Genomic DNA, 23699 nt, shown 5'->3' on the forward strand with positions numbered 1-23699 from the left:
GCGCTACCGGGTGATGCCGGTGTGGCCCAACGAGTACCGCCCGGGCTGGGGCCAGACGCAGAGACCGTGCGGGCCGTTGCCGACCGGGATCTTCTGGATGAGGTGGCCGTCGGTCGTGGAGAGCACGTAGACGCTGCGGTCGTACCGGCCGGAGAGCCACAGCTGGGAGCCGTCGGCGGTCACGTTGCCCATGTCGGGGCTGCCACCGCCGGGGATCTGCCATTTCGTGATCGGGGCGCCGGTGTAGGCGTCGAGCACGCTGACGGTGCCCTCGTGGCGGTTGGTGACGTAGAGCTTCGTCGCGTCGCGGGACAGGTAGATGCCGTGGGCGCCACCGCCGGTGGGGATCTCGCGGAGGACGGTGGTGGCGGCGCCGTCGAGGACCCAGAGCCCGTTCTGGTCGGAGTCGGCGATGTAGAAGACCGAGCCGTCGGGGGCGAGCTTGATGTCCTGCGGGCCCATGTTCGTGTTCCGGTGCGGCATGTCGATCATCCGCAGCAGCGTGCGGTTGACGATGTCCACGACGGCGACGCGTCCGGCGAACTCGCAGGTGAACATGGCCGTGCGCCCGTCGGGCGTGAAGTCGGCGTGGTCGATGCCCGCGCAGTCGGGGGTGCGCAGCTCGCCCTGCAGGGCCCAGGTGTGCGGGTCGTAGAAGACCAGACGCCGGAGTCGCTCGGCCACGGAGATCGCGGTCGAGCCGTCGGGGCTGAAGTACATGTTGTACGGGTCGGTGACCGGGATCGGGGCCCCGGGCGCTCCGGTGGCCGGGTCGAACGGGACGATCTTGTTCCCGGTGTCGTCCGTGGCGTAGAGCCGCGTCATGTCCCAGGACGGGACGACGTGCTGCAGCTCGCCGCCGAGCCGGTGGGTGGCCACCGTTGCGAAGGTGGCCGGGTCGATCACCCGGACCTCGCCCGACTTCGTGTGCGGCACGTAGACCAGCGGCTTCGCCGACCTCACCGCCTCGGAGAGCATTCCCGCGCCTGCGGCCGCGTAGACGTTGTGCGGGTCCGTGACCGCCGGCATGCCCGGCAGCCCGTCCGCCATCGGGGCGACTGCCGGTGGCTCCGGCGGCGGCGCCGACGCCGGGAGCGGCTCGGGAGGCACCGGCGCCGCGTCCGAACCGCACCCGGTGCACAGCGTCAGTGCCGTGCACAGCACGGCCGCCACCGTCACGGCGCGCCGGAGCCGCCGTCCACGGGGTTCGGGCGTCAGGTGCATGCGAGTCGGGTTCAGGCGACGGAGCGGGCGATGCCGTCCAGGATGTCGTGCTCGCTCACCACGAGCTCGTCGATGCCCGCGCGTTCGTGCAGCGCGGCGGCCAGCACGTCGACGATCAGCGCGCCGCCGCCGATCACGTCGATGCGGCCCGGGTGGATCCCGCCGTACCGGCCCCGCTCCTCGCGCGACATGCCGAGCAGCTCGTCGGCGATCCGGTGCAGGTCGGCGCGCGGGATCCGGGACAGGTGCACCGCGTCCGGGTCGTACTCGGCGAGGTCCTGCGCCACGGCGGACAACGTGGTGATCGTCCCCGCGACGCCCACCCAGGTGCGGACACCGTCGACGGGCACGGCGGCGAACGCCTCGTCCAGGATGCTGGTGGCCAGCTCGCGGGCCTGCGCCACCTCGTCGGCGCTCGGCGGGTCGCCGTGCAGGCACCGCTCGGTGATGCGGACGCTGCCGATGTCGACCGACCGGGCGGCGCGCACCGCCGCCTTGTCGACCTCCAGGGTGCCGACGACGAGCTCGGTGGAGCCGCCACCGATGTCGACCACGACGAACGGACCGTCGTCGGGATCGAGGTCGCCGACCGCCCCGGTGAACGAGAGCTGCGCCTCCTCGTCGCCGGAGATCACCTCGGCCTCGATGCCGAGGGTGTCGCGGACCATCCGGAAGAAGTCGTCCCGGTTGCGGGCGTCGCGGGTGGCGCTGGTGGCCACCATCCGCACGCGTTCGGCGCCCTTGCGCAGCAGCACCGCGGTGTAGTCGGCGAGCGCGGCGCGGGTGCGTTCGAGCGCCTCCGACGCGAGCTCACCGGTGGCGTCGACGCCCTGCCCGAGCCGGACGATCCGGGTCTCGCGGTGCACGTCGCGCAGCGCCGCCGTGCCGTGCGAGCCGGTCGTCACGTCGGCGACCAGGAGGCGGATCGAGTTCGTCCCGCAGTCGATCGCGGCCACTCGTGACATGTGCCCTCCTTCTCTCGCGGATCACCGTACGCACGAAGCGGCCTCAACGCGTCAACTGGCCGCTAGGCTCGGCGGGTGGACCAGAGAGCGCCGACGGTCCCGGCCCCAGCCGGCCGCAACGGCCGCGGCGGGCCCGGCCCTGCCCGCCCGCCCGAGCCACCCCTGCACCCGGGCGACCACCGCACGCACCGGGTCGAGAACCAGCCGCCCCCGCTCGCCGGGGTCGACCTCATGGCCTGCGACCCCGCGCTCACCGACGCGGTCGGCCGGGAGGGCGCGGAGGAGGCGCTGCCCGCGTTGCGGCAGCTGGCCGCCGTCGTCACGTCCCCGGAGGCCCGGGAGCACGCCCGCCTCGCCAACACCCACTCGCCCGTGCTGCACACCCACGACCGGTACGGCCACCGGATCGACGAGGTCGAGTTCCACCCGTCGTGGCACTGGCTCATGCGCACCTCGGTCGGCTGGGGGCTGCACGGGGCGCCGTGGGTCGCCGAGCCGGGCACGGGCGCGCACGTCGCACGGGCCGCCGGGTTCTACCTGATGAGTCAGCTGGAACCGGGCCACGGCTGCCCCATCTCCATGACCTACGCCGCGGTGCCCGCCTTGCGCCGCGACCCGGAGCTCGCCGCGCGGTACGAGCCCGGCCTGCGGTCCACCACCTACGAGTTCCCGCTCGCCGAGCCGTCGACGAAGGCCGGCCTGCTCGCCGGGATGTCGATGACCGAGAAGCAGGGCGGCTCCGACGTGCGCGCCGGCACCACCACGGCCACGGTCACCGCCGACGGCACGTACCGGCTCGTCGGGCACAAGTGGTTCACATCGGCGCCGATGAACGACCTGTTCCTGACGCTCGCGCAGGCCCCGGCGGGGCTCACCTGCTTCCTGCTCCCCCGCGTGCTGCCCGACGGCACCCGCAACGCGATCCGGTTGCAGCGGCTCAAGGACAAGCTCGGCAACCGGTCCAACGCCTCGGCCGAGGTCGAGTACACCGGTGCGACCGGGTGGCGCCTCGGCGACGAGGGCCGGGGCGTGCAGACGATCATCGAGATGGTGTCGATGACGCGGCTGGACTGCGTGCTCGGCTCGGCCGCCCTCACGCGGGCGGCCCTCACCGAGGCCGCCCACCACGTGGCCCACCGCAGCGCGTTCGGCACCCGGCTCGCCGACGCACCGCTCATGCAGGCGGTGATCGGCGACCTCGCCCTGGAGTCCGAGGCCGCCACGGCCCTTGCGATGCGGCTCGCCGGGGCCGTCGACCGCGAGGAACGCCAGCTGCTGCGGCTCGCGCTCCCGGCGGCGAAGTACCTGGTGTGCAAGCGGGCCCCTGCGGTGGTCGCGGAAGCTCTGGAGTGCCTCGGCGGCAACGGTTACGTGGAGGACTCGGGCCTGCCGCGGCTCTACCGGGAGGCCCCGCTGAACTCGATCTGGGAGGGATCGGGCAGCGTCACCGCCCTCGACGTCCTGCGCGCCGTCACGAAGGAGCCGGAGTCGGTCGACGCCGTGTTCGCGGAGATCGAGGCCGCGTCCGGGCGCGACTCCTGGTTCGACCGGGGCGTTCGCGAGCTGCGCACGGAGCTGCGCGGGCGCGAGGAGCGGCGGGCGCGCAGGCTGGCCGAGATGCTCGCGCTGTGCCTGCAGGGGTCGCTGCTGCTGAGGTACGCACCGGACGAGGTGGCACGGGCGTTCGTCGCCAGCCGGTTCCTGCCCGACGGCCCGTGGCGCACCGCCGGCACGTTGCCGGCCGAGGCGCAGACCGACGTGCTGCTGGCCCGCGTCACGCCCTGACCGCGACTCGCGTACACCCAGACCGCGACTCGCGTGCATCCAGAGCGCGACTCGCGTGCATCCAGAGCGCGACTCGCGTGCACTCAGAGCGCGACTCGCGTCAGGGGTGCACGCAGGGGCCGGCCCGCCACCATTCGCCGATCTCGGCCAGCGCCTCGTCGCCGAAGGAGTTCACACCGGGTCCGGCCGCGAGCGCGTGGGCGACGCAGACGTGCAGGCACTTCACGCGTCCGGGCATGCCACCGGCGCTGACGTCGGTGCCGAGCGGCTCGATCGCGTCCCGCTCCGCGAGGTACGACTCGTGGGCGCGGCGGTAGGCCGCGGCCAGCTCGGGGTCCTCGGCGAGCCGCTCGGTCATCTCTCGCATCCGCCCGGCCGCCTCGAGGCCGCCGATCCGGGAGTTCAGCCGCGAGCAGGTCAGGTAGTAGAGCGTGGGGAACGGGGTGCCGTCCTCCAGCCGCGGCGAGGTCTTCACGACCGCCGGCAGCCCGCACGGGCACCGGTGGGCCACCTCGCGCACCGCGCGCGGCGTGCGGCCCAGCTGGGCGGTGACGGCCTCGACGTCCGCGTCGGCGATGTCCTGCTGCCTGGTCGATGGTTCCGGGGTCACTGCGGTCCTTCCGCGACTTCCCGCCACAACACCCGGTACCAGGGCACGCCCGCGTTCGCGGCTGCCGCCGGGTCCCGACCGGGCGCGACCGGCAGCTGCACGACGTAGGGCACCTCGCCCGGCATGACGTACCCGAGCCGGGACCGGGCCTGCGCCTCGATCTCGGCGGGGTCCGACAGCCGCGCCCGCTCCTGCTCGAGCCGCTCGACCTCCGCCGCGAGCACCTGCTGCTGCTCCGACACCGCGGCCAGCTCCTGGCGCTGGGCCACGTAGTTGCGCAGCGGCACCGCGACGGTGAGGGCGAGCGCGCACATGACGAGGGCCAGCACGGCGGCCCGCCTCGTCGAGGACAGGCCGAGGAATCCCGTTGTGGCCGCGACGACGCCGCGGGCGCGGGGCACGCGGGTCAGCTGCGGTTCCCTGGCCCGGCGCCCCGGCGCGGCGGTGCCCGAACGACGCGGACGCGGGGTGCGGCGCGTGCGCTCCCCGCGTGCCTTCGCCCGCTCGTCCCCCACGTGCGCCTAGGCCCCGGTCTCGGCCGCCGAGTTGTAGCGCGGGAACGCGAGGTCGCCCGCGTACCGGGCGGCGTCGCCCAGCGCCTCCTCGATGCGCAGCAGCTGGTTGTACTTCGCCACGCGCTCCGAACGGGCGGGCGCGCCCGTCTTGATCTGGCCGCAGCCGGTGGCGACGGCGAGGTCGGCGATGGTGGTGTCCTCGGTCTCGCCGGACCGGTGGCTCATCATGCAGCGGTAGCCCGACGACTGCGCGAGCGTGACGGCGTCGAGGGTCTCCGACAGCGTGCCGATCTGGTTGACCTTGACCAGCAGCGCGTTGGCCGCGCCCCGGCTGATGCCCTCGTCGAGCCGCTCGGGGTTGGTGACGAACAGGTCGTCGCCCACGAGCTGGACCCTGTCGCCGATCGCCTCGGTGAGCGCCACCCAACCGTCCCAGTCGTCCTCGGACAGCGGGTCCTCGATCGAGACCAGCGGGTAGGCGTCGATGAGCTCGGCGTACACGGCCGAGAGCTCCTGGGCGGACAGCTTCTTGCCCTCGTAGGAGTAGACGCCCTCGCTGTGGAACTCGGTCGCGGCCACGTCGAGCGCGAGCGCGACGTCGCGGCCGAGCGTGTAGCCGGACTTGTCGATCGCCTCGGCGATGAGGTCGAGCGCGGCGCGGGTGCCGGCCAGGTCGGGGGCGAAGCCGCCCTCGTCACCCAGCCCGGTGGGCAGGCCCTTGCTCTTCAGCACGGACTTGAGCGACTGGTAGACCTCGGCGCCCCAGCGCAGCGCCTCCCGGAAGGAGTCGGCGCCGACCGGCGCGATCATGAACTCCTGCACGTCCACGGACGTGTCGGCGTGCGCGCCGCCGTTGAGGATGTTCAGCATCGGCACCGGCAGCACGTGGGCGTTGGGTCCGCCGACGTAGCGGAACAGCTCCAGCCCGGACGACTCGGCCGCCGCCTTCGCCACGGCGAGCGACACGCCGAGCAGGGCGTTGGCGCCGAGCGCCGACTTGTCCGGGGTGCCGTCGAGGTCGACGAGCCGCTGGTCGACGAGCCGCTGGTCGACCGCCTCCATGCCGGTGAGCTCGGGGCCGATCGTGTCGAGCACCGCGGAGACGGCCTTCTCGACACCCTTGCCGCCGAAGCGCAGCGGGTCGCCGTCGCGCAGCTCGACCGCCTCGTGCTCACCGGTCGACGCACCCGACGGAACCGCCGCACGCGCAAGCGTCCCGTCGTCGAGTGCGACCTCGACCTCGATCGTCGGGTTGCCCCGCGAGTCGAGGATCTCGCGTGCGCCGACCTGCTCGATGACCGCCACCAAGTGCTCCCGTCGGAAAGGTTCGCTCGTCCGGGGGCGAGCCTAGTCGCCGGGTGCAGGAGGCCCGCGCAGGAACCCGCACGTCGCCTGCGGTTTCCCCGCAGGACTCCTCGTCAGCCCTCGCAGATCGCGCCGGGGACACCTAACGTAGTAACGACCATGACGAGCCAGCCAGCATCCGACGGCCTCTTCGAGTCGTTCCGCCGCGCCGAGATGCTGATCGCGCGCAGCCGACCGCTCGACGCGCTGCAGGCCCTCTCCCCCGTCCTGGAAAGCCAGCCGAACGACGCATCCGTCCAGCTCCTCGCCGGTCGCGCGTACCTGAACTCCGCGCAGCTCCAGCGTGCCGAGGAGGCCTTCGGCCGGGTGATCGACCTCGACCCCGCCGACCACTACGCCCGCTTCGCGCTCGGCAAGGCCCTGCAGCGCCAGGGCCGCCTCGCCGAGGCCCACGCCCAGCTGAAGATGGCGGCCGCGATGGACCCGCGCCCGGAGTACCAGGAAGCGCTCGGCGAGCTGCGCGTCCGGATGGCGGTCGACGGCGAGGGCGAACCGGGTGATCCGGACTGAACCGACGGGCCGCGCCTCAGCTGCGGTGATGTGCTCCGCGTGACCCTTCCCCACGTCGATTGGGCAGGCTAGCCTCACCGAGCTACTGGTCAGCCTGACCTCAGGGAGCTGGCGTGCTCGGAAACGCACTGATCGGACTACGCGAAGGCCTCGAGGCCGGGCTCGTGGTCAGCATCCTCGTCGCCTTCCTGGTACGCACCGACCGCCGCTCGGAACTGCCGAAGGTCTGGCTCGGCGTGGGGATCGCGGTCGCGGTCAGCGTGGGCGTCACGCTCGCGCTCGCCCTCGCGCAGCAGCAGCTGACGTTCGAGGCGCAGGAGACGTTCGGTGGCGCGCTCTCGATCATCGCGGTCGGCTTCGTCACCTGGATGATCTTCTGGATGCGCCGGGCGGCCCGCTCGATCTCCGCGGAGCTGCGGGGCAAGCTCGAGGGTGCGCTCGCCATGGGCCCGGCAGCCGTGGTCGTGATGGCCACGCTCGCCGTCGGCCGTGAGGGGCTCGAGACCGCGCTGTTCTTCTTCACCGCGGCCCAGGCCGCCGGGGAGACCACCCAGCCGCTGATCGGCTTCCTGATCGGCATCGCCACGGCCGTCCTGCTCGCCTACCTCATCTACCGCGGGGCGATCAGCCTCAACCTGAGCCGGTTCTTCACCGTCACCGGAGTGCTGCTGATCTTCGTGGCCGCGGGGATCCTCGCCTACGGCGTGCACGACCTGCAGGAGGCCGGGCTCGTGCCGGGCCTCACCACCCTCGCCTTCGACGTCAGCGCTGTGATCCCGCCGGACTCGTGGCACGGCACCCTGCTCAAGGGGATCTTCAACTTCTCCCCGCAGACCACGGTGGCAGAGGCCGTGGTCTGGGTCGCCTACGTGGCGGTCGTCCTCCCGCTGTTCATCCGTCCCCAGCGGACCCGCGCCGCGACCCCCACCACCTGATCCGCTCGAGGAGCACCATGTCCCGCACGTTCCATGTCGCGGTCCTCGTGACCGCAGCCGCTGCTCTCGCGGCCTGCACCAGCACGGCGCCGCCCGCAGGCGACGCCGCGGGCGGAGGGGGCCCGATCCCCGTCACGGCAGCGGACGACCGCTGCGAGGTCGGGGCCACCGAGGCGCCGGCCGGCAAGATCACGTTCGCCGTGCGCAACGCCGGCAGCAAGGTCACCGAGTTCTACCTCTACGGCACCGGCGGCCGGATCATGGGCGAGGTCGAGAACATCGGTCCCGGCCTCACCCGCAACCTGATCGTCGAGGTTCCGGACGGCGGCGCCTACACCACGGCGTGCAAGCCGGGCATGGTCGGCGACGGGATCCAGGCGCCGTTCACGGTCACCGGGTCGGCCACGCGGTCCGTCGACGAGAACACCCGGCTCGCCGAGGCGACCACCGGCTACCACCGGTGGGTCACCTCGCAGATCGAGGCGCTGGTGCCGAAGACGCAGGAGTTCGTCGACGCCGTCAAGGCCGGCGACGTCGAGACCGCCAAGGCGCTGTTCCCCGTCGCGCGCACCTACTGGGAGCGGATCGAGCCCGTCGCCGAGTCGTTCGGCGACATCGACCCGAAGATCGACGGCCGGGAGGACGACGAACGCGACCCCGGCGTGCAGTTCACCGGCTACCACCGGCTCGAGAAGGACCTGTGGGTCGACGGCCTGCAGCCCGACTCGCCCGCGATGGCCGACCAGCTGATGGCCGACATCCGCGACCTGCAGTCGCGCACCGCGACCGTCGAACTGACGCCCGTCCAGCTCGCGAACGGGGCGAAGGAGCTGCTCGACGAGGTCGCCACCGGCAAGATCACCGGTGAGGAGGACCGCTACTCGCACACCGACCTGTGGGACTTCAAGGCCAACGTCGAGGGTTCCCAGGGCGCGGTCGCCGCGCTCCGGCCGGTGATCGACGAGAAGGACCCGACGCTGGGCCCGGTGCTCGACGAGCGCTTCGCCGCCGTCGATGCCCTGCTCGAGGAGTACCGCGTCGGCGACGGGTACCGGCTCTACACCGAGCTCACCGAGGACGACATCCGGCGGATGGCCGAGTCCGTCGACGCGCTGGGCGAGCCGGTGAGCCAGGTCGCGGGGGTGGTGACGACGCCGTGAGCGTTCGACTCTCCCGGCGACGGCTGCTCGGCTGGGCGGGCGCCGGGGCGGCGCTCGCCGGAGCAGGCGCGGTGAGCGCGTGCTCGGCCTCGGCCGCGCCCGTCGCCGAGGGGGTCGTGCCGTTCCGCGGCGACCGGCAGGCCGGCATCGTCACGCCGGCGCAGGACCGGTTGCACTTCGTCGCGCTGGACCTCACCACCGACAACCGCGAACGCGTCCGCGCCCTGCTGCAGAAGTGGACGTCCGCGGCCGAGCGCATGACCGCCGGGGCCGAGACCGCGCCGGGCGGTGCGGTCGGCGGCAACCCCGACGGTCCGCCCGCCGACACCGGCGAGGCGCTCGGGCTGCCGGCGGCGAAGCTCACGCTGACGTTCGGCGTGGGGCCGGGGTTCTTCGACAAGCTCGGCCTGGACCCCGCGCTGCGCCCGGCCGGGCTGGCCGAGCTGCCGCGTTTCACCCTCGACCAGCTCGACCCGGCCCTGTCCGGCGGGGACCTGTGCATCCAGGCGTGCGCCGACGACCCGCAGGTGGCCGTGCACGCCGTGCGCAACCTCGTGCGGATCGGGTTCGGCACCACCTCCGTGCGGTGGTCGCAGCTGGGGTTCGGGCGCACGTCGTCGACGTCCACGGCGCAGGCGACGCCGCGCAACCTCTTCGGCTTCAAGGACGGCACCCGCAACCTCAAGGCCGAGGACGGGGCCGAGCTGCTGGACCAGCACGTGTGGGTGCAGCCCGGCGACGGGCCCGCGTGGCTCGCGGGTGGCACCTACCTCGTGGCCCGGCGGATCCGCATGCACGTCGAGATCTGGGACCGCACGTCGCTCGCCGAGCAGGAGGCGATCGTCGGCCGCACGAAGGGCGAGGGCGCACCGCTGGGCGCGGCAGGTGAGTTCGACACCGCCGACTTCGCCGCCATCGGGCCGGACGGACTGCCGCGCATCGGGGAGGTGGCGCACATCCGGCTCGCCTCGCCCGAGGCGCTCAACGGTGTGCGGATCCTGCGGCGCGGCTACAACTTCGTCGACGGCAGCGACGGCCAGGGCCACCTGAACGCCGGCCTGTTCTTCGTGGCCTTCATGCGCGACCCGCACGCCCAGTTCGTCCCGATGCAGCGGGCGCTGGCCAACAAGGACGTGATGATGGAGTACATCGAGCACACCGGCTCCGCCGTCTTCGCCTGCCCACCCGGGTTGTCCGACGGCCAGTATTGGGCCCAGCCCCTCCTCGAGGCCTGACCCAGCGCGACTCGGCCACACCCACACCGCAACTCGCGTACATCCAGAGCGCGACTCGCGTACATCCAGAGCGCGACTCGCGGGAGGAGGGCGCCCGACATCCGCGAGTCGCGGTCTGAGTGCACGCGAGTCGCGGTGTGAGTGCGCGCGAGTCGCGCGATCAGCGCGCGCGAGTCGCGGCCTCAGGCGGCGGTGGCCTCTGTGTAGCGGTCGGCCGCGGCCCAGACGAGGCGGGCGTAGTCGACCGAGCTGTTGTAGGTGAGCACCCCGGCCCACCAGCCCTCGCCGCTGGCCGTGTCGCGGCCGTCCGCGCAGAGGTAGCGCGCGGCCGCGAGGGCCGCGTCGTCGAGCTGGTTGGGGTCGCGGTTGCCGTCGCCGTTGCCGTCGGCGCCGTAGCGGGCCCAGGTGGTGGGCAGGAACTGCATCGGGCCGACGGCGCGGTCGTACGTGGTGTCGCCGTCGAGGCGGCCGCCGTCGGAGTCGCGGATCTCGCGCACCCCGGGCGAGCCGTCCAGCGGCGGCCCGATGATCGACGGGCGGGTCAGGCCGTCGGCGTCCGCCCGAGCGCCGCCGAACCGGCCGTGGTCGGACTCGACGCGCCCGATCCCGGCCAGCGTGCTCCAGGAGAGGCGGCAGTCGGGGGTGGTTGAGCGCTGGGCAAGCTCCGCGGCGGCGTAGGCGCGCAGGGCGCGGGCGGGGACGCCGCTGCGCTCGGCAGCGGTGACGGACCAGGCGACGAGGTCGGTGCCTCCCGCGAGCGGCGGCGGTTGCGGAACGGGGGTGTCGGGGTCGACGTCCGCGGCGGTGAGTCCGTCGCCGCGCTGCGGCCGCTCGGCCCGGTGGTCGCGGCTGTCGCGGTCCGAAAGGATCGACACCCCGATGAGGGTCACCATCACCGCCAGCACGATCGCGGCTGTGTTCCAACCGCTGACTCTCCGCCTCGCTCGGCGGCGGCGCCCGGTCACGGACAGGCGAGAGCGTCCACGACGTGCCGTCACCCGACCAGGTTAGCCAGCCGCCGGCCAGTAGCGCCGCCACCCCGCGGCGTCGAGGGCGTGCGGGTCGGCACCGTCGGCGACGGCGGCCTGCTCGGCGGCACGCACCCGGTCGGCGAACCGGCGCGCGGCGGTCCGCAGCTCGGCCTCCGGGTCGACCCCGGCGAGCTTGGCCTTGGCGGCCAGCGCGAAGAGCTGCTCCCCCACGCTCGCGCCGGCCGGCAGCAGGTCGGTGGGCAGGTGGGCGCGGGCGGTGCGGCTGGTGAGCTTCGCGGCGAGCGCGACGGCGGGCTGGCCGAGCGGCACGCCGTCCACGCTGGACCCACGCTGCTTCTCGGCGCGCTTGAGCTCCTCCCAGCGGCGCTCCTGGCGTTCGGCCGTGTCGATCTGCTCGCTGCCGGCGAACACGTGCGGGTGCCGCCCGACGAGCTTGGCGACGAGGTCACCGGCGACGTCGTCGATCGTGAACGGCCGGGCGTCGTGCTCCGCCGCGACGCGCGCGTGGAACAGCACCTGCAGCAGCACGTCGCCGAGCTCCTCGCGGATGGCGTCGCGGTCGCCGTCCTCGATCGCCTGGTACAGCTCGTAGCACTCCTCGACGAGGTACTGCAGCAGTGACTCATGGGTCTGCTCGGCGTCCCACGGGCAGCCGCCGGGCGAGCGCAGCCGGTCCATCACCGCGACGGCGTCGAGCAGCGCGGCGCCTTCGGGTAGCCCGACGACCGCCCCACCGTCGGCTCGGGACGGGTCGGTGGTCAGCAGCACCTCGGCCACGCCGTCGTCGCCCCAGCCGTCGGCACGGACCGCACCCGTTGCGGTCACCACCTCGTCCGGCACGGTGGCGTCGGCGAGCACCCGTTCGGCCGCCCGCAATGCGGGGACGGCGGCAGCGGGCAGGATCCCGCTCCACCGCTCGGGCAGGACGACGACCGTGCGCTGCGCGACCCCGGTGGTCACCAGCCGGCGACGGGCGGCAGGACCGAGCCGACCTGCTGGTCCTCGGCGACGATCCGCAGCTGGATCGGGTCCCACACGCCGTAGCGCGGGTTGACCCGGATCCCGACCTGGTCGGCGGTGGGCTGCAGCAGCCGTTCGCCGATGGCGATCAGCTGCGCCTGGCTGATCCCGTTCACCGCGGCCGGGTCGGACGGGGCGTCCGTGCGCCGGTCGACGACCCGCGCGACGATCCAGGTGCTCTGCTGCGGGTTCGGCTGGAACGTGACCACGGTGCCGACCGGCACGCCGAACAGCACGGTGCTGGCGTTGTCCGGCGAGCTCGCCGCGTCGAACGTCTGGGCGCGGGCCGACGTGCGCGGGTCGGCGAACAGGGCGTCGGCCTGGGCGCCACCGGCCTGTATGGCGGCCGCTGCCTCGTCGGCGCTCGCCCGGGAGGTGGCCGCCACGAGGTCGGCGGTGACCGCGAGCCCGCCGACCTCCCGCTGGGCCAGCTGCGCCGCGATCAGGTCGTCCCGCACGCGCTGCCGCAGCATCGGCAGGTCGTACAGCGAGCCGTCGAGGAGGGCGTCCGCCCCGCCGTTCTGAGCGATGTGCGCGTCGATCTGGGGGTCGGTGACGACGATGCCCTCTTCGGCCGCGCGCCGGTCGAGCAGGTCGTGCAGGACGGCGCGCGTGACGATGCTGCGGGCGAGCTCGCCCGTTGTGCCGCCCTGCGCCGTGAGCTGCGCCATCAGGTCCTTCTTGCCCAGCGCCGTGTCGAGCTGGCTCTGGATGTGCTCGATCGGGACGGCGTCGGCCCCGACGATCACAGCCGTGCCCGCCTGGTTCGGCCCACCGCACCCACTGACCACCGCACCGATGACGGCGACGGTCGCCGCGACGCGTCCCACCTGCATACGCACGATCGACAGCCTCTCACGCTCGGAGTGAGGCCCGGATCAGAGGTCGGCCTGCACCACGAGCGTCGAGCAGACCTTGTCCGCGAACGTCTGCCGCTGCTCGTCCCACAACGGCCAGAGGTAGCCGAGACCGAGCGGGATCCCGTTCAGCAGGTGCGCGACCTGCCGCCCGAACGCGCGGGCGAACCCGATCGGCTCCCCCGATCCCGCGCTGACCAGCCGCGTGCCGAGCACGCTCTTGCCGAGGCTCTGACCCGAGCGGCCCTGCCGGTACCCGCTGTTCCACACGAGGAACGCCAGCCCGACGGCGGCGGCGACCGGGTAGACGACGCCGACCACGACGACGTTCCGGGTGAGGAGCGCGCCGATCAGCACGACGGCCAGCAGCCCACCCGGGATGCCGATGTCGATGAGGAAGCCGCCGACCCGCTGGCTGTAGGTGGCGAGGAGCGGGAAGCCGTAGCGCGCGGGCGGCTGCGGGCGCGCCGCACCACCAGGGGCCTCCCGGCGCAACGGCTCGGTCTCCGGACGGGGATCGGGCACGCACTCTCCCGCGTGTCATGCCCGTCCAGGCCGGTCCCGGAGGGCTCCAGCTGGTTGATCGTCGTAGTGCGCCGTCCGTTACTCCGCGCAGGTGACCGGATGCGGGGGGTCAGACCCGCGCGGGCACGAGGAGGTCCGTGACGAGCTTCGTGCACCACTCCAACAGAGCAACGTCCCGCAGTGGCGCCCCACCGACCCGACCGCTCTCCGTGGGCTTCGGGACGGTGATGAGCTTGGCCGCGGGCTTGTAGGTGGCCTTCGGGTGGAGGCGCTTGAGCCGCATCTGCGCCGAGTCCGGGAGCTCGACCGGTCCGATCCGGACGTTCGTGCCCGCCACCGCCACCTCTGCGACGCCCAGCGTCCGGCACGTCTGCCGGAACGCGGCCACGGCGAGCAGGTTGCGCACCGGGGCGGGCGGCTCGCCGTAGCGGTCGGTGAGCTCCTCGACGATCGCGTCCAGCGCGGCGCCGTCCGGGGCCTCGGCGATCTTGCGGTAGACCTCCAGCCGCAGCCGCTCGCCGGTGACGTAGTCGTGCGGCACGTGGGCGTCGATCGGCAGGTCGACCCGGACCTCGGCCAGCGCCTCCTCCTCCTCCTCGCCCTCGCCTGCCCCGGCCTGCTTGCGGAACGCCGCGACGGCCTCGCCGACCAGCCGGATGTAGAGGTCGAAGCCGACGCCTGCGATGTGGCCGGACTGCTCGGCGCCGAGGATGTTGCCCGCCCCGCGGATCTCCAGGTCCTTCATCGCGACGGCCGCGCCGGAGCCCAGGTCGGAGTGCTGGGCGATCGTGGCGAGCCGGTCGTGCGCGGTCTCGGTGAGCGGGTGCTCGGGCGGGAACAGGAAGTAGGCGTAGCCGCGCTCGCGGCCCCGGCCGACCCGGCCGCGCAGCTGGTGCAGCTGCGAGAGGCCGAGCGTGTCGGAGCGCTCCACGATCAGCGTGTTGGCGTTGGAGATGTCCAGGCCGTTCTCGACGATCGTGGTGCAGACCAGTACGTCGTACTCCTTGTGCCAGAACCCGTTGACGGTGCGTTCGAGCAGGTCCTCGTTCATCTGACCGTGCGCGATCGCGACGCGGGCCTCCGGCACGAGGTCCCTGATCTTGCGGGCGGCCCGGTCGATCGTGGACACCCGGTTGTGGACGTAGAACACCTGGCCGTCGCGCAGCAGCTCCCGGCGGATCGCCGCGGTCACCTGCTTCTCGTCGTACGCGCCGACGTAGGTGAGCGTGGGGTGGCGGTCCTCGGGCGGGGTGGCGATCGTCGACATCTCCCGGATCCCGGCGAGGCTCATCTCGAGGGTGCGCGGGATCGGGGTCGCGGAGAGGGTGAGCACGTCGACGTGCGTGCGCATCGCCGTGATGTGCTCCTTGTGCTCCACGCCGAAGCGCTGCTCCTCGTCGACGATCACGAGGCCGAGGTCCTTCCACCGCACACCGGTCTGCAGCAGCCGGTGGGTGCCGACCACGACGTCGACGGTGCCCTCTGCGAGGCCCTCGATCGTCTGCTTCGCCTCGGCGGCGTCGGTGAACCGGGACAGGCCCTTGACCGTGACGGGGAACGCGCGCATGCGGTCGGCGAACGTCTGCAGGTGCTGGGTGGCGAGCAGCGTGGTGGGCACGAGCACCGCCACCTGCTTGCCGTCCTGCACCGCCTTGAACGCGGCGCGCACGGCGATCTCGGTCTTGCCGAACCCGACGTCGCCGGAGATCACCCGGTCCATCGGGACCGCGCGCTCCATGTCCCGCTTGACCTCCTCGATGGCGGCGAGCTGGTCGGGCGTCTCGGTGAACGGGAAGGCGTCCTCCAGCTCGCGCTGCCACGGCGTGTCCCTGCCGAACGCGTGCCCCGGCGAGGACTGGCGCGCCGCGTAGAGCTGCACGAGCTGGGCCGCGATCTGCCGGACGGCCTTGCGGGCGCGGCCCTTCGTCTTGGCCCAGTCGGCGCCGCCGAGCTTGTTGAGGCTGGGCACCTCGCCACCGACGTAGCGGCTCACCTCGTCGAGCGAGTCGGTGGGGACGAACAGCCGGTCGGCCGGCTGCCCGCGCTTCGAGCTCGCGTACTCCAGCACCAGGTACTCGCGGGTGGCCCCGCTCACGGTGCGCTCGCGCATCTCGACGAACCGGCCGATGCCGTGCTGGGAGTGGACGACGTAGTCGCCGGGCTGCAGCGTGACGAGGTCGACGGCGTTGCGCCGCCGCGACGCGAGCTTGCGGGGCTCGGCGCTCGACGCGCGGTTGCCGGTGAGGTCGGCCTCGGTGAGGAGCACGAGCCCACGCGCGGTGAAGCCCTCGGTGAGCCGCCCGCACGTGACGGTGACCAGCCCCGGCTCGGGGTCGCCCACCAGCTCCTCGACGTGCTTGGCAGGCACGTCGGCCTCGCGCAGCTGCTCCAGCGAGCGCTGCGCGGTGCCGTGCCCGGCGACGACGAGCACCGCCGTGCCGCCGGTGACGACGTGCGCGCGGAGGTCGACGAGCGCGCGGTCGATGTCCCCGCGGTAGCTCTCGACCTCGTGGACGGCGGGTGCGAGCACGTCCTCGCGGCCGGACACCAGCGGGCTCAAAGTCACGACCGGCCTGCCCGTGGCCGACGAGTGCTCCAGCACCTCGCCGAGGTCGCGGTAGGCCGACGCGCCGACGTCGATCGGCGAGTCGCCGCCGACGCCCGCGGCGAACCAGCTCGCCTCCAGGAACTCCTGGCCGGTGCGGACCAGGTCGGCGCTGCGGGTGCGGATGCGCTCCGGGTCGGCGAGCAGCACCAGCGACGCGGCCGGCAGCAGGTCGGTGAGCAGTTCCAGCTCACCGGCCACCAGCGCCGGCACCAGCGACTCCATGCCCTCGCTCGGGATGCCCTGCGCGAGGTGCTCCAGGAGCTCCCGCAGCTGCGGGTTGTTCTCGTGGGTGCGCGCGAGCGCGGCGGCCCGCTCGCGCACCGGCTCGGTGAGCAGCAGCTCCCGGCAGCCGGGGGCGAGCAGCTCGTCGACGGGCGCCACCGAGCGCTGGTCGGCCACCGAGAACGAGCGCAGCTCGCTCACCTCGTCGCCCCAGAACTCCACGCGCACGGGATGCTCTGCGGTGGGCGGGAAGACGTCGACGATCCCGCCGCGGACGGCGAACTCGCCGCGCGCGGTGACCATCTCCACGCGGGTGTAGGCGAGCTCGACGAGCCGGACGAGCAGCGCGTCGAAGTCGTGGGTGTCGCCGACCCGCAGCCGGACCGGGTCGAGCGTGCCGAGGCCGGGCGCGATCGGCTGGATGAGGCTGCGGGCCGCCGCGACCACCACGCGGGGCGCCGTCGCCTGGTCGGCGAGCCTGCGGAAGATCTCCAGCCGCCGCCCGACCGTGTCCGGGCGCGGGGACAGCCGCTCGTGCGGCAACGTCTCCCAGGACGGGAGCACGGCGACTGCGTCCGGCCCGATCAGGTCGGCGGCGGCAGCACCGGTGTCCTCCGCCTCGCGATCGGTGGCGGTGACGACGAGGACGGTGCGACCGGCACCGCCGTCGCCGTCGGCCGTGCCGAACGCCGCCGCGAGGAACGGGCGCAGCGCGGCCGGCCCCTCCACGGACAGTGCCGGCACCTCGGCGGCGCGGACGTCGCGGGCGGCGTCGACGACGGCCCGCAGATCGGGATCGGACAGAGCGGAACGGAGCAGACCGGAGAGCTTGGCCACGACTGGAAGACCCTCGCAAGGCAGAGAAGCGCACGCAGAGCAGACCCCTGCCCGGGAACCTCCCCCGGCCGGGGCCTGACCTCCAGCCTACGCGCAGCGACGCCGGCAGGATCGATCAGCATGCAGCCCAGGCACCACGGGCGAGCCGGCTCGCGAGCTGGTGCTCTCCGCGCGATCGCTCGGACGCTGGGCGCAGGAAGGTCAGCTGAACCCCACCCTCGTCACTCCGGGCGGGCAGTACCGCTGGGAGCTCGAGGACGTCCGTGAGCAGCTGCGGCAGCTCCGCCAGCAATCGGATTGACCCGGTGGCGGACCGGGCAGAACATGCCGCCGTGGGCCGTCCCGACGATCAGCCGCTTCTCACCACGGCGGAGCTGGCGCGGCGGCTCAACGTCACATCGGGCACCGTGCAGCGGTGGGTCAGAACCGGCAGGATCCGGCCGACCCTCGTGACTCCGGGCAACCAGTTCCGGTTCAACCTGGACGACGTCCTGGAGCAGCTGAGTCAGCCGCGGAAACGACCGGACTAAACACCGGTGCCGAGCCCGGCCGCAAGCCAAAGGTGCTATTCCCTGCCATTCGGCTGATCAGGACGGACGGGCAGACGTACGGTCCAGGCATGACGGCGGATCGGCTCCTGACCACGGGCGAGCTGGCTCGCGAGCTGGGGCTCTCCGCGCGTTCGCTTGCACGCTGGGCCCAGGAAGGTCAGCTCAAACCCACCCTCGTCACACCCGGCGGGCAGTACCGCTGGGAGCTCGAGGACGTTCGGGAGCAGTTGCGGCAGCTCCGCAGGCGTTCGGACTGACCCGGTGGCAGACCTGCTGACGACCACCCAGGCGGCACGGGAGCTCGGGGTGTCGGCACGTTCCCTGGCGAGGTGGGCCCAGGAGGGCAGGCTCAGACCGGCTCTGATCACCCCTGGCGGGGACAAGCGATCAGGCCGGTACCTGTGGGACCTCGAGGACCTCCGCGATCAGCTGCTCAAGCTCCGGACTCGCCCCGAGTAGCTCCGCCGGGTGGACCGCGGGCCACTCCGTCAGGACGATCGACACCATGACCGACCTGTCGAAGCTGCCCGGGGTCGACCCCGAAGTGCCCAACGCCGCCCGGATGTACGACTACTACCTGGGCGGGTCGCACAACTTCGCGGCCGACCGCGCCGCTGCGGAGCGGGTCAAGTCGGCGATGCCGTTCGCGGTCGACGTGGCCCGCGCCAACCGGTTCTTCATGATCCGAGCGGTCCGGTTCTGCGTCCAGGAAGGCATCGACCAGTTCCTCGACCTCGGCTCCGGGATCCCGACCGTCGGGAACGTCCACGAAGTCGCGCTGGGTATCAATCCACAGGCGCGGGTGGCATATGTGGACAACGAGCCGGTCACCGTCGCCTCCGCGGCAGCCCTGCTCGAGGGCGAGCCGCGGGTCACGATCACGATGGCCGACATCCGCGATGTCGACGCGGTCTTCGCCGCGCCCGGCGTCCGCGACCTGCTCGACCTCACCCGCCCGGTCGCCCTGCTCATGGTCGCCGTGCTGCCGTTCATCCCGGACGAGGACGACCCGGCCGGACTCGCCGAGCGCTACCGAAGTCGGCTCGCCCCCGGCAGCTTCCAGGTGCTCTCGCACGGCTCCGCGGATCAGGACTCGTCCGGGACGGCCGCGGCCGCCGAGGTGTACCGGAGGACGGCGAACCCCGTCAAAGCCCGTACCCGCTCCGAGATCGCCGAGATGCTCCGCGGCACCGAACTCGTCGAGCCGGGCCTCGTGGACGCCACGGAGTGGCGCCCGGAGGACACCACCGGGGGCCAGCACCGCATGATGCTGGCGGCCGTGGGCCGCATCCGCTGACCACCGGCCCGGCGTCCCATCGATCGACTTCACACATCCAGCCCGGACTTCACACAGGGCGGGCCTTGTGTGAAGTCGGGGCAGGGTGTGTGAAGTCCGTGACGGCGGGCGTGGCGCGCCTACGATCGCCCGATGAGGTTCGGGATCGGGATCCCCCAGTTCTTCTCCGACCACGAGTTCGACCCGGAGGCGTTCCGCCGGTTCCTGCGTCGCGCAGAGGACCTCGGCTTCGAGAGCGGCTGGACCCAGGAGCAGGTGCTGGGGGCGTCGTCCCAGCTGTCCCCGCTCGAGACCATGACGTACGCCGCGGCGTGCACCGAGCGCCTGCGCGTGGGCTGCGCGGTGTTCGTGACCACGCTGCACAGCCCGGTCCACCTCGCCAACAGCCTGGCCACGCTCGACCAGCTGAGCGGCGGACGGCTCGACGTCGGCGTGGGCAGCGGCGGACCGCGCGGAGGGATCTTCCCCGCGTTCGGCGTCGACCGCGAGCGGTACATCGCCCGCTTCACCGAGGGCGTCGAACTGATGAAGGCACTGTGGACGGAAGATCCCGTGACCTTCACCGGCGAGTTCTGGCAGGTGGAGAACGGCGGGATGCACCCGAAGCCGTTCCAGGAGCCGCACCCGCCGATCTGGATGGGCGGCGGCGCCGAGGCGGCCCTGCGCCGCGCGGTCCGGCTCGGCACGGGCTTCTTCGGGGCGGGTTCGTCCCCGACGTCGCGGTTCGCCGAGCAGGTCACCACGGTGCGGCGGCTGCTGGCCGAGAGCGACCGGGACCCCGCGACGTTCCCGATCGCCAAGCGGATCTACACCCTCGTCGACGACGACGCGGATCGCGCCCGCACCCGCATGAACGCCGCGCTGGAGTCGATCTACGGCGCCCGGGTCGAGGCCATCGAGTCCGCCGCGGTCGCCGGAACCCCCGCGGACTGCGCCCGGGCGGCGCAGGAAGTGATCGACGCGGGCGCAGAGCTCGTCCTGTTCACCCAGATCGGCGATCCCGAGGAGCAGATGGAACGCCTCGCGGCCGAGGTGATCCCCCAGCTCGTTCCGACGAACGGTCCGTTCGTCGGATAGGTTCCGACCAACGGACCGTTCGTCGGTCAGGGCCTCGGCGGGAGCTCAGGTCGGCGCCGGGACGGGCGGGTGGCCGGGTCGGGCGGGCGCACTGCCGGGCGCTCCTCCAGCGCGGCCAGGGCGATGTCGACCGCGCGCTCCAGCTGCGGGTCGCGGTCCGCCACCCAGTCCTGCGGGCGCACGACCACCTCGACGTCCGGGTCGACGCCGTAGTTCTCGACCGCCCAGCCGGAGTCGTCGAACCAGGTGGCGTAGCGCGGCTGCGTGACGCCGGTGCCGTCGACGAGGCGGTAGCGGCTGTCGATGCCGATCACGCCACCCCAGGTGCGCACCCCGACGACCGGGCCGATCCCGAGACGCTTGATCGCCGCGGTGACGATGTCGCCGTCGGAGCCCGCGAGTTCGTCGGCGAGCGCGACCACCGGGCCGCGCGGGGCGTCCTCCGGATACGTCGTGGCCTGGCGGTGCCGCGCAGCGTCCCAGCCGATCACCTTGCGGGCCAGCTTCTCGATCACGAGCTGCGAGGTGTGGCCGCCGCCGTTGCCCCGCACGTCCAGGATCAGCCCGTCCCGCGAGGTCTCCCGGGACAGGTCGCGGTGCAGCTGCGCCCAGCCCTGCGCCGCCATGTCCGGGACGTGCAGGTACCCCAGCCTGCCCTCGGAGCGGTCGGCGACGAATGCGCGGCGGCCCGCCACCCAGTCCTGGTAGCGCAGCGCCGCCTCGGAGTCGAGCGGCTTGACGACCACCCGTCGCACGGCACCGGCGTCGGGGCGGTCCGGCCCGGAGCGCACGGTCAGCTCCACGAGCGTGTCGGCCCCCGAGAGCAGCAGCGGAGCGGGCCCGTGTCCGGGGTCGACGGGTCGGCCGCCGACCTCGAGGATCACGTCGCCCGCCCGCACGTCGACGCCCGACCCGGACAGCGGGCTGCGCGCGGCGGGTGCCGAGGTCTCCGGCGGCAGCACCCGCACCACGCGCCAGCCCTCGCCGTCGGGGGCGGGTTCGAGGTTAGCGCCGAGCAGGCCCGGCCGCCCGCCAGAGTCCCCCGCCTTGCCGGCCTGGACGTACGCGTGCGACGTGCCGAGCTCGCCGTGCACCTCCCAGAGCAGGTCGACGAGGTCGTCGTGGCTGCCGACGGCGTCGACGAGCGGGCGGTAGCGGGCGAGCTCGGCGTCCCAGTCGACGCCTGCCATGTCCGCCACCCAGAAGTGGTCGCGCATCAGCCGGCCGGCCTCGTCGAACATCTGGCGCCACTCGGCGGTCGGGTCCACGGTGACGACGACCCGGCTCGTGTCGATCTCGAACTCGTCGGCGTCGCCGGACGACGGTGTGTCCGAGCCGGAGCGGTCGGTGCGCAGCACCCGCAACGTCCGGCCGTCGCGCACGACGATCCTGGTGCCGTCGCCGCTCACGGCGAACGCGCTCACCGGGTCGGCGATGACGTCGAGCTTGCGGCGCACCAGGTCGAAGCGCTCCAGCACCGGCCGCTCTGCGCGGTCGTCGGTGTCGGCGAGCGCGTCCCCGAGCACTCCCGAGACGGGGATGCGGTACCAGAGCAGGCAGTCCTTCCCCGCCTGCATCCCGCTGTAGCGGGCGGCGGGGACCGGAACCGGCACGACGCGGGCGGTGAGCCCCTCGACGTCGACGACCACCTCCGGCGGGGCGTCGCCGTCCTTCTCCTTCTCCTTGCCCTTCTCCTCCTCCTTCGGCTCCTCGGTTGCGGGCAGGTCGGCCTCGCCCGCCTCGCCGGGCGTGACCGGTCGTCCGTCCGGGCTCGCCCCGAACGGCGACGGTGTCCGGGCCGCCAGGGGCACCAGGAACGGGCGCCAGGACGCGGGGAACGTGAGGTCGAAGGCGTGCTCGTCGTAGATCGGGTCAAAGCTGCGCCGGGACAGGAAGGCCAGGTACTTGCCGTCGGAGGTGAAGACCGGGTCCGTGTCGGCGAACCGCGGCTCGGTGACGGCCACGAGCGTGTCGTCGGCCAGCCGGGCCATCATGATCCGCGAGAGGCCCGCCTCCGCGGGGTCGCTGTAGGCGAGCCACGCGCTGTCGGGCGACCACGCGAGGTCGGCCAGCTCCCGGTCGGCACCCTGCGCGAGCTGCCGCAACGTGCCGGCGGCCACGTCGAGCACGAGGAGCCTGCCGTCGTGCGTGGCCAGCGCGACCGCCGACGCGTCCGGGGCGGGCGCCAGCTCCAGCACGCGGCCCACCTCGCCTGCGCCGAACCGCCGCGGCGGCTCGGTCCCGTCGGCCCGCTCGTCGAGCGGGGCGATGCAGATCGCGTCCTCGCCCTCCGCGTCGTCGACCCACACGGCCCGGTCCGTGCCGAGCGGCCGCGCCAGCCGGGCCCGCACGCCGGGTTCGGCGAGCAGCGTGCGCGCCGGGCCGTCCCGGTGGGTGAGCCGGTGCACGGTGCCGCGGACCAGCGTGATGCTCGTGCGCCCGGTCTTGTCCGGCGCCGCCCAGGTGAGCTCCCGCGCCGCCGACACCCGGTACGGCTCCCGGTTCGTCCGGGGTCCGCCGAGGCGCACCTCCAGCCGCCGCGGTTCGGCGTCGAGCGAGTCGAGGATCCACAGCTCGCCCGCGGACTCGTAGACCACCCGCTGCCCGTCGCTGCTCGCGTGCCGGGCGTAGAACGCGGGCGCGCCGGGGCCGCCGTGGTCGGTGTGCCGGCGCAGCCCCGTGCCGTCGGCGGCGAGCGAGTACAGGTTGCCCCAGCCCTCGTGGTCGGACAGGAACGCGATCCGCGATCCCACGTGCATCGGCGAGCCGAGCTGCCCGCCGACGTCGGCCGCGAGCCGCTCGAACTCGCCGTCCCCTGAGCGGTCCCACCAGAGCTTGCCCGCCGTGCCGCCGCGGTAGCGCTTCCACCAGGCCGGTTCGCGGACCATGAGCGTGCTGGCGACGACGGTGGGACCGCCGACCGCGAGTGCCACGTCCGACACCGGCCCGTAGGGCAACCTGCGCGGTGTCCCGCCCTCGAGCGGCACCGCGTAGGCCCAGGTGCGCCGCGAGGACGCCTGCCCGGCGGCGCTCAGGGCGAGCACGTCGCCGTCCGGCGTCCAGCCAATCGACTCGGCCCGCGGGTCGCCCCAGTACGTCAACCGGCGCGCACCGCCCCCGTCGACGTCGCTCACGTAGACCTCGGCCGCGCCGTTCTTCCACGACGTCCAGGCCACCAGCGTGCCGTCCGGCGACAGCCGCGGGTGGGCGACCGGCACGTCGTCGGCCGTGAGCCGGTACGCGCGACCGCCGGACAGCGGGGCGGTCCAGACGTCGTCCTCGGCGGTGAACACCAGCGTGTCGCCGCGCAGGTGGGGGAAGCGCAGGTAGCTCGGGGGCATGAGCTCGACCGTATCGAGGGGTGCCCCGCCTACGGCACGTTCACCCGGGCGGCGGCAGGATGGCCGGC

The 23699-nt window shown here is 73.3% G+C and carries 21 protein-coding genes; 10 read left to right on the forward strand and 11 right to left on the reverse strand.

All coding sequences use genetic code 11. From position 1 onward, the window contains the following. Positions 1–3: 3 nt before the first annotated feature. Both FB388_RS29975 and FB388_RS29980 read right to left on the reverse strand, forming a co-directional pair. Positions 4–1224, reverse strand: coding sequence for a YncE family protein (locus tag FB388_RS29975; protein ID WP_170225885.1), 1221 nt, complete (start codon positions 1222–1224; stop codon positions 4–6). Positions 1225–1235: 11 nt separating this feature from the next. Continuing rightward, the gene (locus FB388_RS29980; RefSeq protein ID WP_142105453.1) at positions 1236–2189 is read right to left on the reverse strand and encodes a Ppx/GppA phosphatase family protein; all 954 of its coding nucleotides are present in this window, start codon (positions 2187–2189) and stop codon (positions 1236–1238) included. A 162-nt stretch (positions 2190–2351) separates the two neighbouring features. Here FB388_RS29980 and FB388_RS29985 point away from each other — a divergent pair, with 162 nt between their 5' ends. After that, positions 2352–3974 carry an acyl-CoA dehydrogenase family protein gene (locus FB388_RS29985; protein ID WP_281290507.1) on the forward strand — a complete coding sequence of 541 codons (1623 nt, stop codon included), beginning with the start codon at positions 2352–2354 and terminating at the stop codon, positions 3972–3974. A gap of 100 nt (positions 3975–4074) precedes the next feature. Here the strand turns inward: FB388_RS29985 and FB388_RS29990 are convergent, their stop codons facing one another. The 3 genes from FB388_RS29990 to eno form a co-directional block, all read right to left on the reverse strand. Then, entirely contained in the window at positions 4075–4551 is a 477-nt protein-coding gene (locus FB388_RS29990; protein WP_211362372.1) for a DUF501 domain-containing protein, read from the reverse strand. 29 nt (positions 4552–4580) lie between these two features. After that, the gene (locus tag FB388_RS29995) at positions 4581–4985 is read right to left on the reverse strand and encodes an FtsB family cell division protein (protein WP_342787938.1); all 405 of its coding nucleotides are present in this window, start codon (positions 4983–4985) and stop codon (positions 4581–4583) included. A gap of 120 nt (positions 4986–5105) precedes the next feature. Continuing rightward, a complete protein-coding gene (gene eno / locus FB388_RS30000; protein WP_142105454.1) occupies positions 5106–6404 on the reverse strand; it encodes a phosphopyruvate hydratase in 1299 nt (432 codons plus the stop codon). Positions 6405–6563: 159 nt separating this feature from the next. On the opposite strand from eno, the gene FB388_RS30005 reads away from it, so the two are divergent. The 4 genes from FB388_RS30005 to efeB all read left to right on the forward strand — a co-directional run bounded on the left by FB388_RS30005 (position 6564) and on the right by efeB (position 10304). Continuing rightward, positions 6564–6974 carry a tetratricopeptide repeat protein gene (locus FB388_RS30005; RefSeq protein WP_142105455.1) on the forward strand — a complete coding sequence of 137 codons (411 nt, stop codon included), beginning with the start codon at positions 6564–6566 and terminating at the stop codon, positions 6972–6974. Between the two features lie 113 nt (positions 6975–7087). Beyond that, positions 7088–7909, forward strand: a complete 822-nt coding sequence (gene efeU / locus FB388_RS30010) for an iron uptake transporter permease EfeU (RefSeq protein WP_142105456.1) — start codon at positions 7088–7090, stop codon at positions 7907–7909. A gap of 17 nt (positions 7910–7926) precedes the next feature. Beyond that, positions 7927–9069 carry an iron uptake system protein EfeO gene (gene efeO / locus FB388_RS30015; protein WP_142105458.1) on the forward strand — a complete coding sequence of 381 codons (1143 nt, stop codon included), beginning with the start codon at positions 7927–7929 and terminating at the stop codon, positions 9067–9069. Then, entirely contained in the window at positions 9066–10304 is a 1239-nt protein-coding gene (gene efeB, locus FB388_RS30020; protein ID WP_142105460.1) for an iron uptake transporter deferrochelatase/peroxidase subunit, read from the forward strand. Before efeO ends, efeB begins: the two co-directional genes overlap by 4 nt. A 182-nt stretch (positions 10305–10486) precedes the next feature. Here efeB and FB388_RS30025 read toward each other — a convergent pair whose 3' ends face one another. The 5 genes from FB388_RS30025 to mfd form a co-directional block, all read right to left on the reverse strand. After that, positions 10487–11197, reverse strand: a complete 711-nt coding sequence (locus FB388_RS30025; protein ID WP_142106388.1) for a lytic transglycosylase domain-containing protein — start codon at positions 11195–11197, stop codon at positions 10487–10489. A gap of 114 nt (positions 11198–11311) precedes the next feature. Beyond that, positions 11312–12259, reverse strand: a complete 948-nt coding sequence (locus FB388_RS30030) for a nucleoside triphosphate pyrophosphohydrolase (protein ID WP_142106389.1) — start codon at positions 12257–12259, stop codon at positions 11312–11314. After that, positions 12253–13158, reverse strand: coding sequence for a hypothetical protein (locus FB388_RS30035; RefSeq protein WP_142105462.1), 906 nt, complete (start codon positions 13156–13158; stop codon positions 12253–12255). Before FB388_RS30035 ends, FB388_RS30030 begins: the two co-directional genes overlap by 7 nt. 36 nt (positions 13159–13194) lie before the next feature. Then, positions 13195–13698: an RDD family protein gene (locus FB388_RS30040; RefSeq protein WP_142105464.1), complete on the reverse strand. Its 504-nt coding sequence runs from the start codon at positions 13696–13698 to the stop codon at positions 13195–13197. A gap of 109 nt (positions 13699–13807) precedes the next feature. Next, a complete protein-coding gene (gene mfd, locus FB388_RS30045) occupies positions 13808–17365 on the reverse strand; it encodes a transcription-repair coupling factor (RefSeq protein WP_142105466.1) in 3558 nt (1185 codons plus the stop codon). A gap of 332 nt (positions 17366–17697) precedes the next feature. On the opposite strand from mfd, the gene FB388_RS30055 reads away from it, so the two are divergent. From FB388_RS30055 to FB388_RS30075, 5 genes are all read left to right on the forward strand, one after another. Continuing rightward, positions 17698–17895 carry a helix-turn-helix domain-containing protein gene (locus FB388_RS30055; RefSeq protein WP_170225887.1) on the forward strand — a complete coding sequence of 66 codons (198 nt, stop codon included), beginning with the start codon at positions 17698–17700 and terminating at the stop codon, positions 17893–17895. Between the two features lie 89 nt (positions 17896–17984). Next, positions 17985–18173, forward strand: a complete 189-nt coding sequence (locus tag FB388_RS30060) for a helix-turn-helix domain-containing protein (protein ID WP_142105470.1) — start codon at positions 17985–17987, stop codon at positions 18171–18173. 4 nt (positions 18174–18177) lie between these two features. After that, positions 18178–18375 carry a helix-turn-helix domain-containing protein gene (locus tag FB388_RS30065; RefSeq protein ID WP_281290493.1) on the forward strand — a complete coding sequence of 66 codons (198 nt, stop codon included), beginning with the start codon at positions 18178–18180 and terminating at the stop codon, positions 18373–18375. A 46-nt stretch (positions 18376–18421) separates the two neighbouring features. Next, entirely contained in the window at positions 18422–19213 is a 792-nt protein-coding gene (locus FB388_RS30070) for an SAM-dependent methyltransferase (RefSeq protein ID WP_142105472.1), read from the forward strand. A 132-nt stretch (positions 19214–19345) separates the two neighbouring features. After that, on the forward strand, positions 19346–20290 hold the full coding sequence (locus tag FB388_RS30075) for an LLM class flavin-dependent oxidoreductase (RefSeq protein WP_142105473.1): 945 nt from the start codon (positions 19346–19348) through the stop codon (positions 20288–20290). A 26-nt stretch (positions 20291–20316) separates the two neighbouring features. Here FB388_RS30075 and FB388_RS30080 read toward each other — a convergent pair whose 3' ends face one another. Then, positions 20317–23631, reverse strand: a complete 3315-nt coding sequence (locus FB388_RS30080) for a S41 family peptidase (protein WP_142105475.1) — start codon at positions 23629–23631, stop codon at positions 20317–20319. Positions 23632–23699 lie beyond the last annotated feature (68 nt).

It is taken from the genome of Pseudonocardia cypriaca, assembly GCF_006717045.1.
Taxonomy (GTDB): Bacteria; Actinomycetota; Actinomycetes; order Mycobacteriales; family Pseudonocardiaceae; genus Pseudonocardia; species Pseudonocardia cypriaca.

Bases quoted from the DNA above. Each gene is read 5' to 3' on its own strand.
- FB388_RS29975 (WP_170225885.1), bottom strand. From the start codon at position 1,224: ATGCACCTGACGCCCGAACCCCGTGGACGGCGGCTCCGGCGCGCCGTG.
- FB388_RS29980 (WP_142105453.1), bottom strand. From the start codon at position 2,189: ATGTCACGAGTGGCCGCGATCGACTGCGGGACGAACTCGATCCGCCTC.
- FB388_RS30005 (WP_142105455.1), top strand. From the start codon at position 6,564: ATGACGAGCCAGCCAGCATCCGACGGCCTCTTCGAGTCGTTCCGCCGC.
- efeO (WP_142105458.1), top strand. From the start codon at position 7,927: ATGTCCCGCACGTTCCATGTCGCGGTCCTCGTGACCGCAGCCGCTGCT.
- FB388_RS30025 (WP_142106388.1), bottom strand. From the start codon at position 11,197: ATGGTGACCCTCATCGGGGTGTCGATCCTTTCGGACCGCGACAGCCGC.
- FB388_RS30060 (WP_142105470.1), top strand. From the start codon at position 17,985: ATGACGGCGGATCGGCTCCTGACCACGGGCGAGCTGGCTCGCGAGCTG.
- FB388_RS30070 (WP_142105472.1), top strand. From the start codon at position 18,422: ATGACCGACCTGTCGAAGCTGCCCGGGGTCGACCCCGAAGTGCCCAAC.
- FB388_RS30075 (WP_142105473.1), top strand. From the start codon at position 19,346: ATGAGGTTCGGGATCGGGATCCCCCAGTTCTTCTCCGACCACGAGTTC.
- FB388_RS30080 (WP_142105475.1), bottom strand. From the start codon at position 23,631: ATGCCCCCGAGCTACCTGCGCTTCCCCCACCTGCGCGGCGACACGCTG.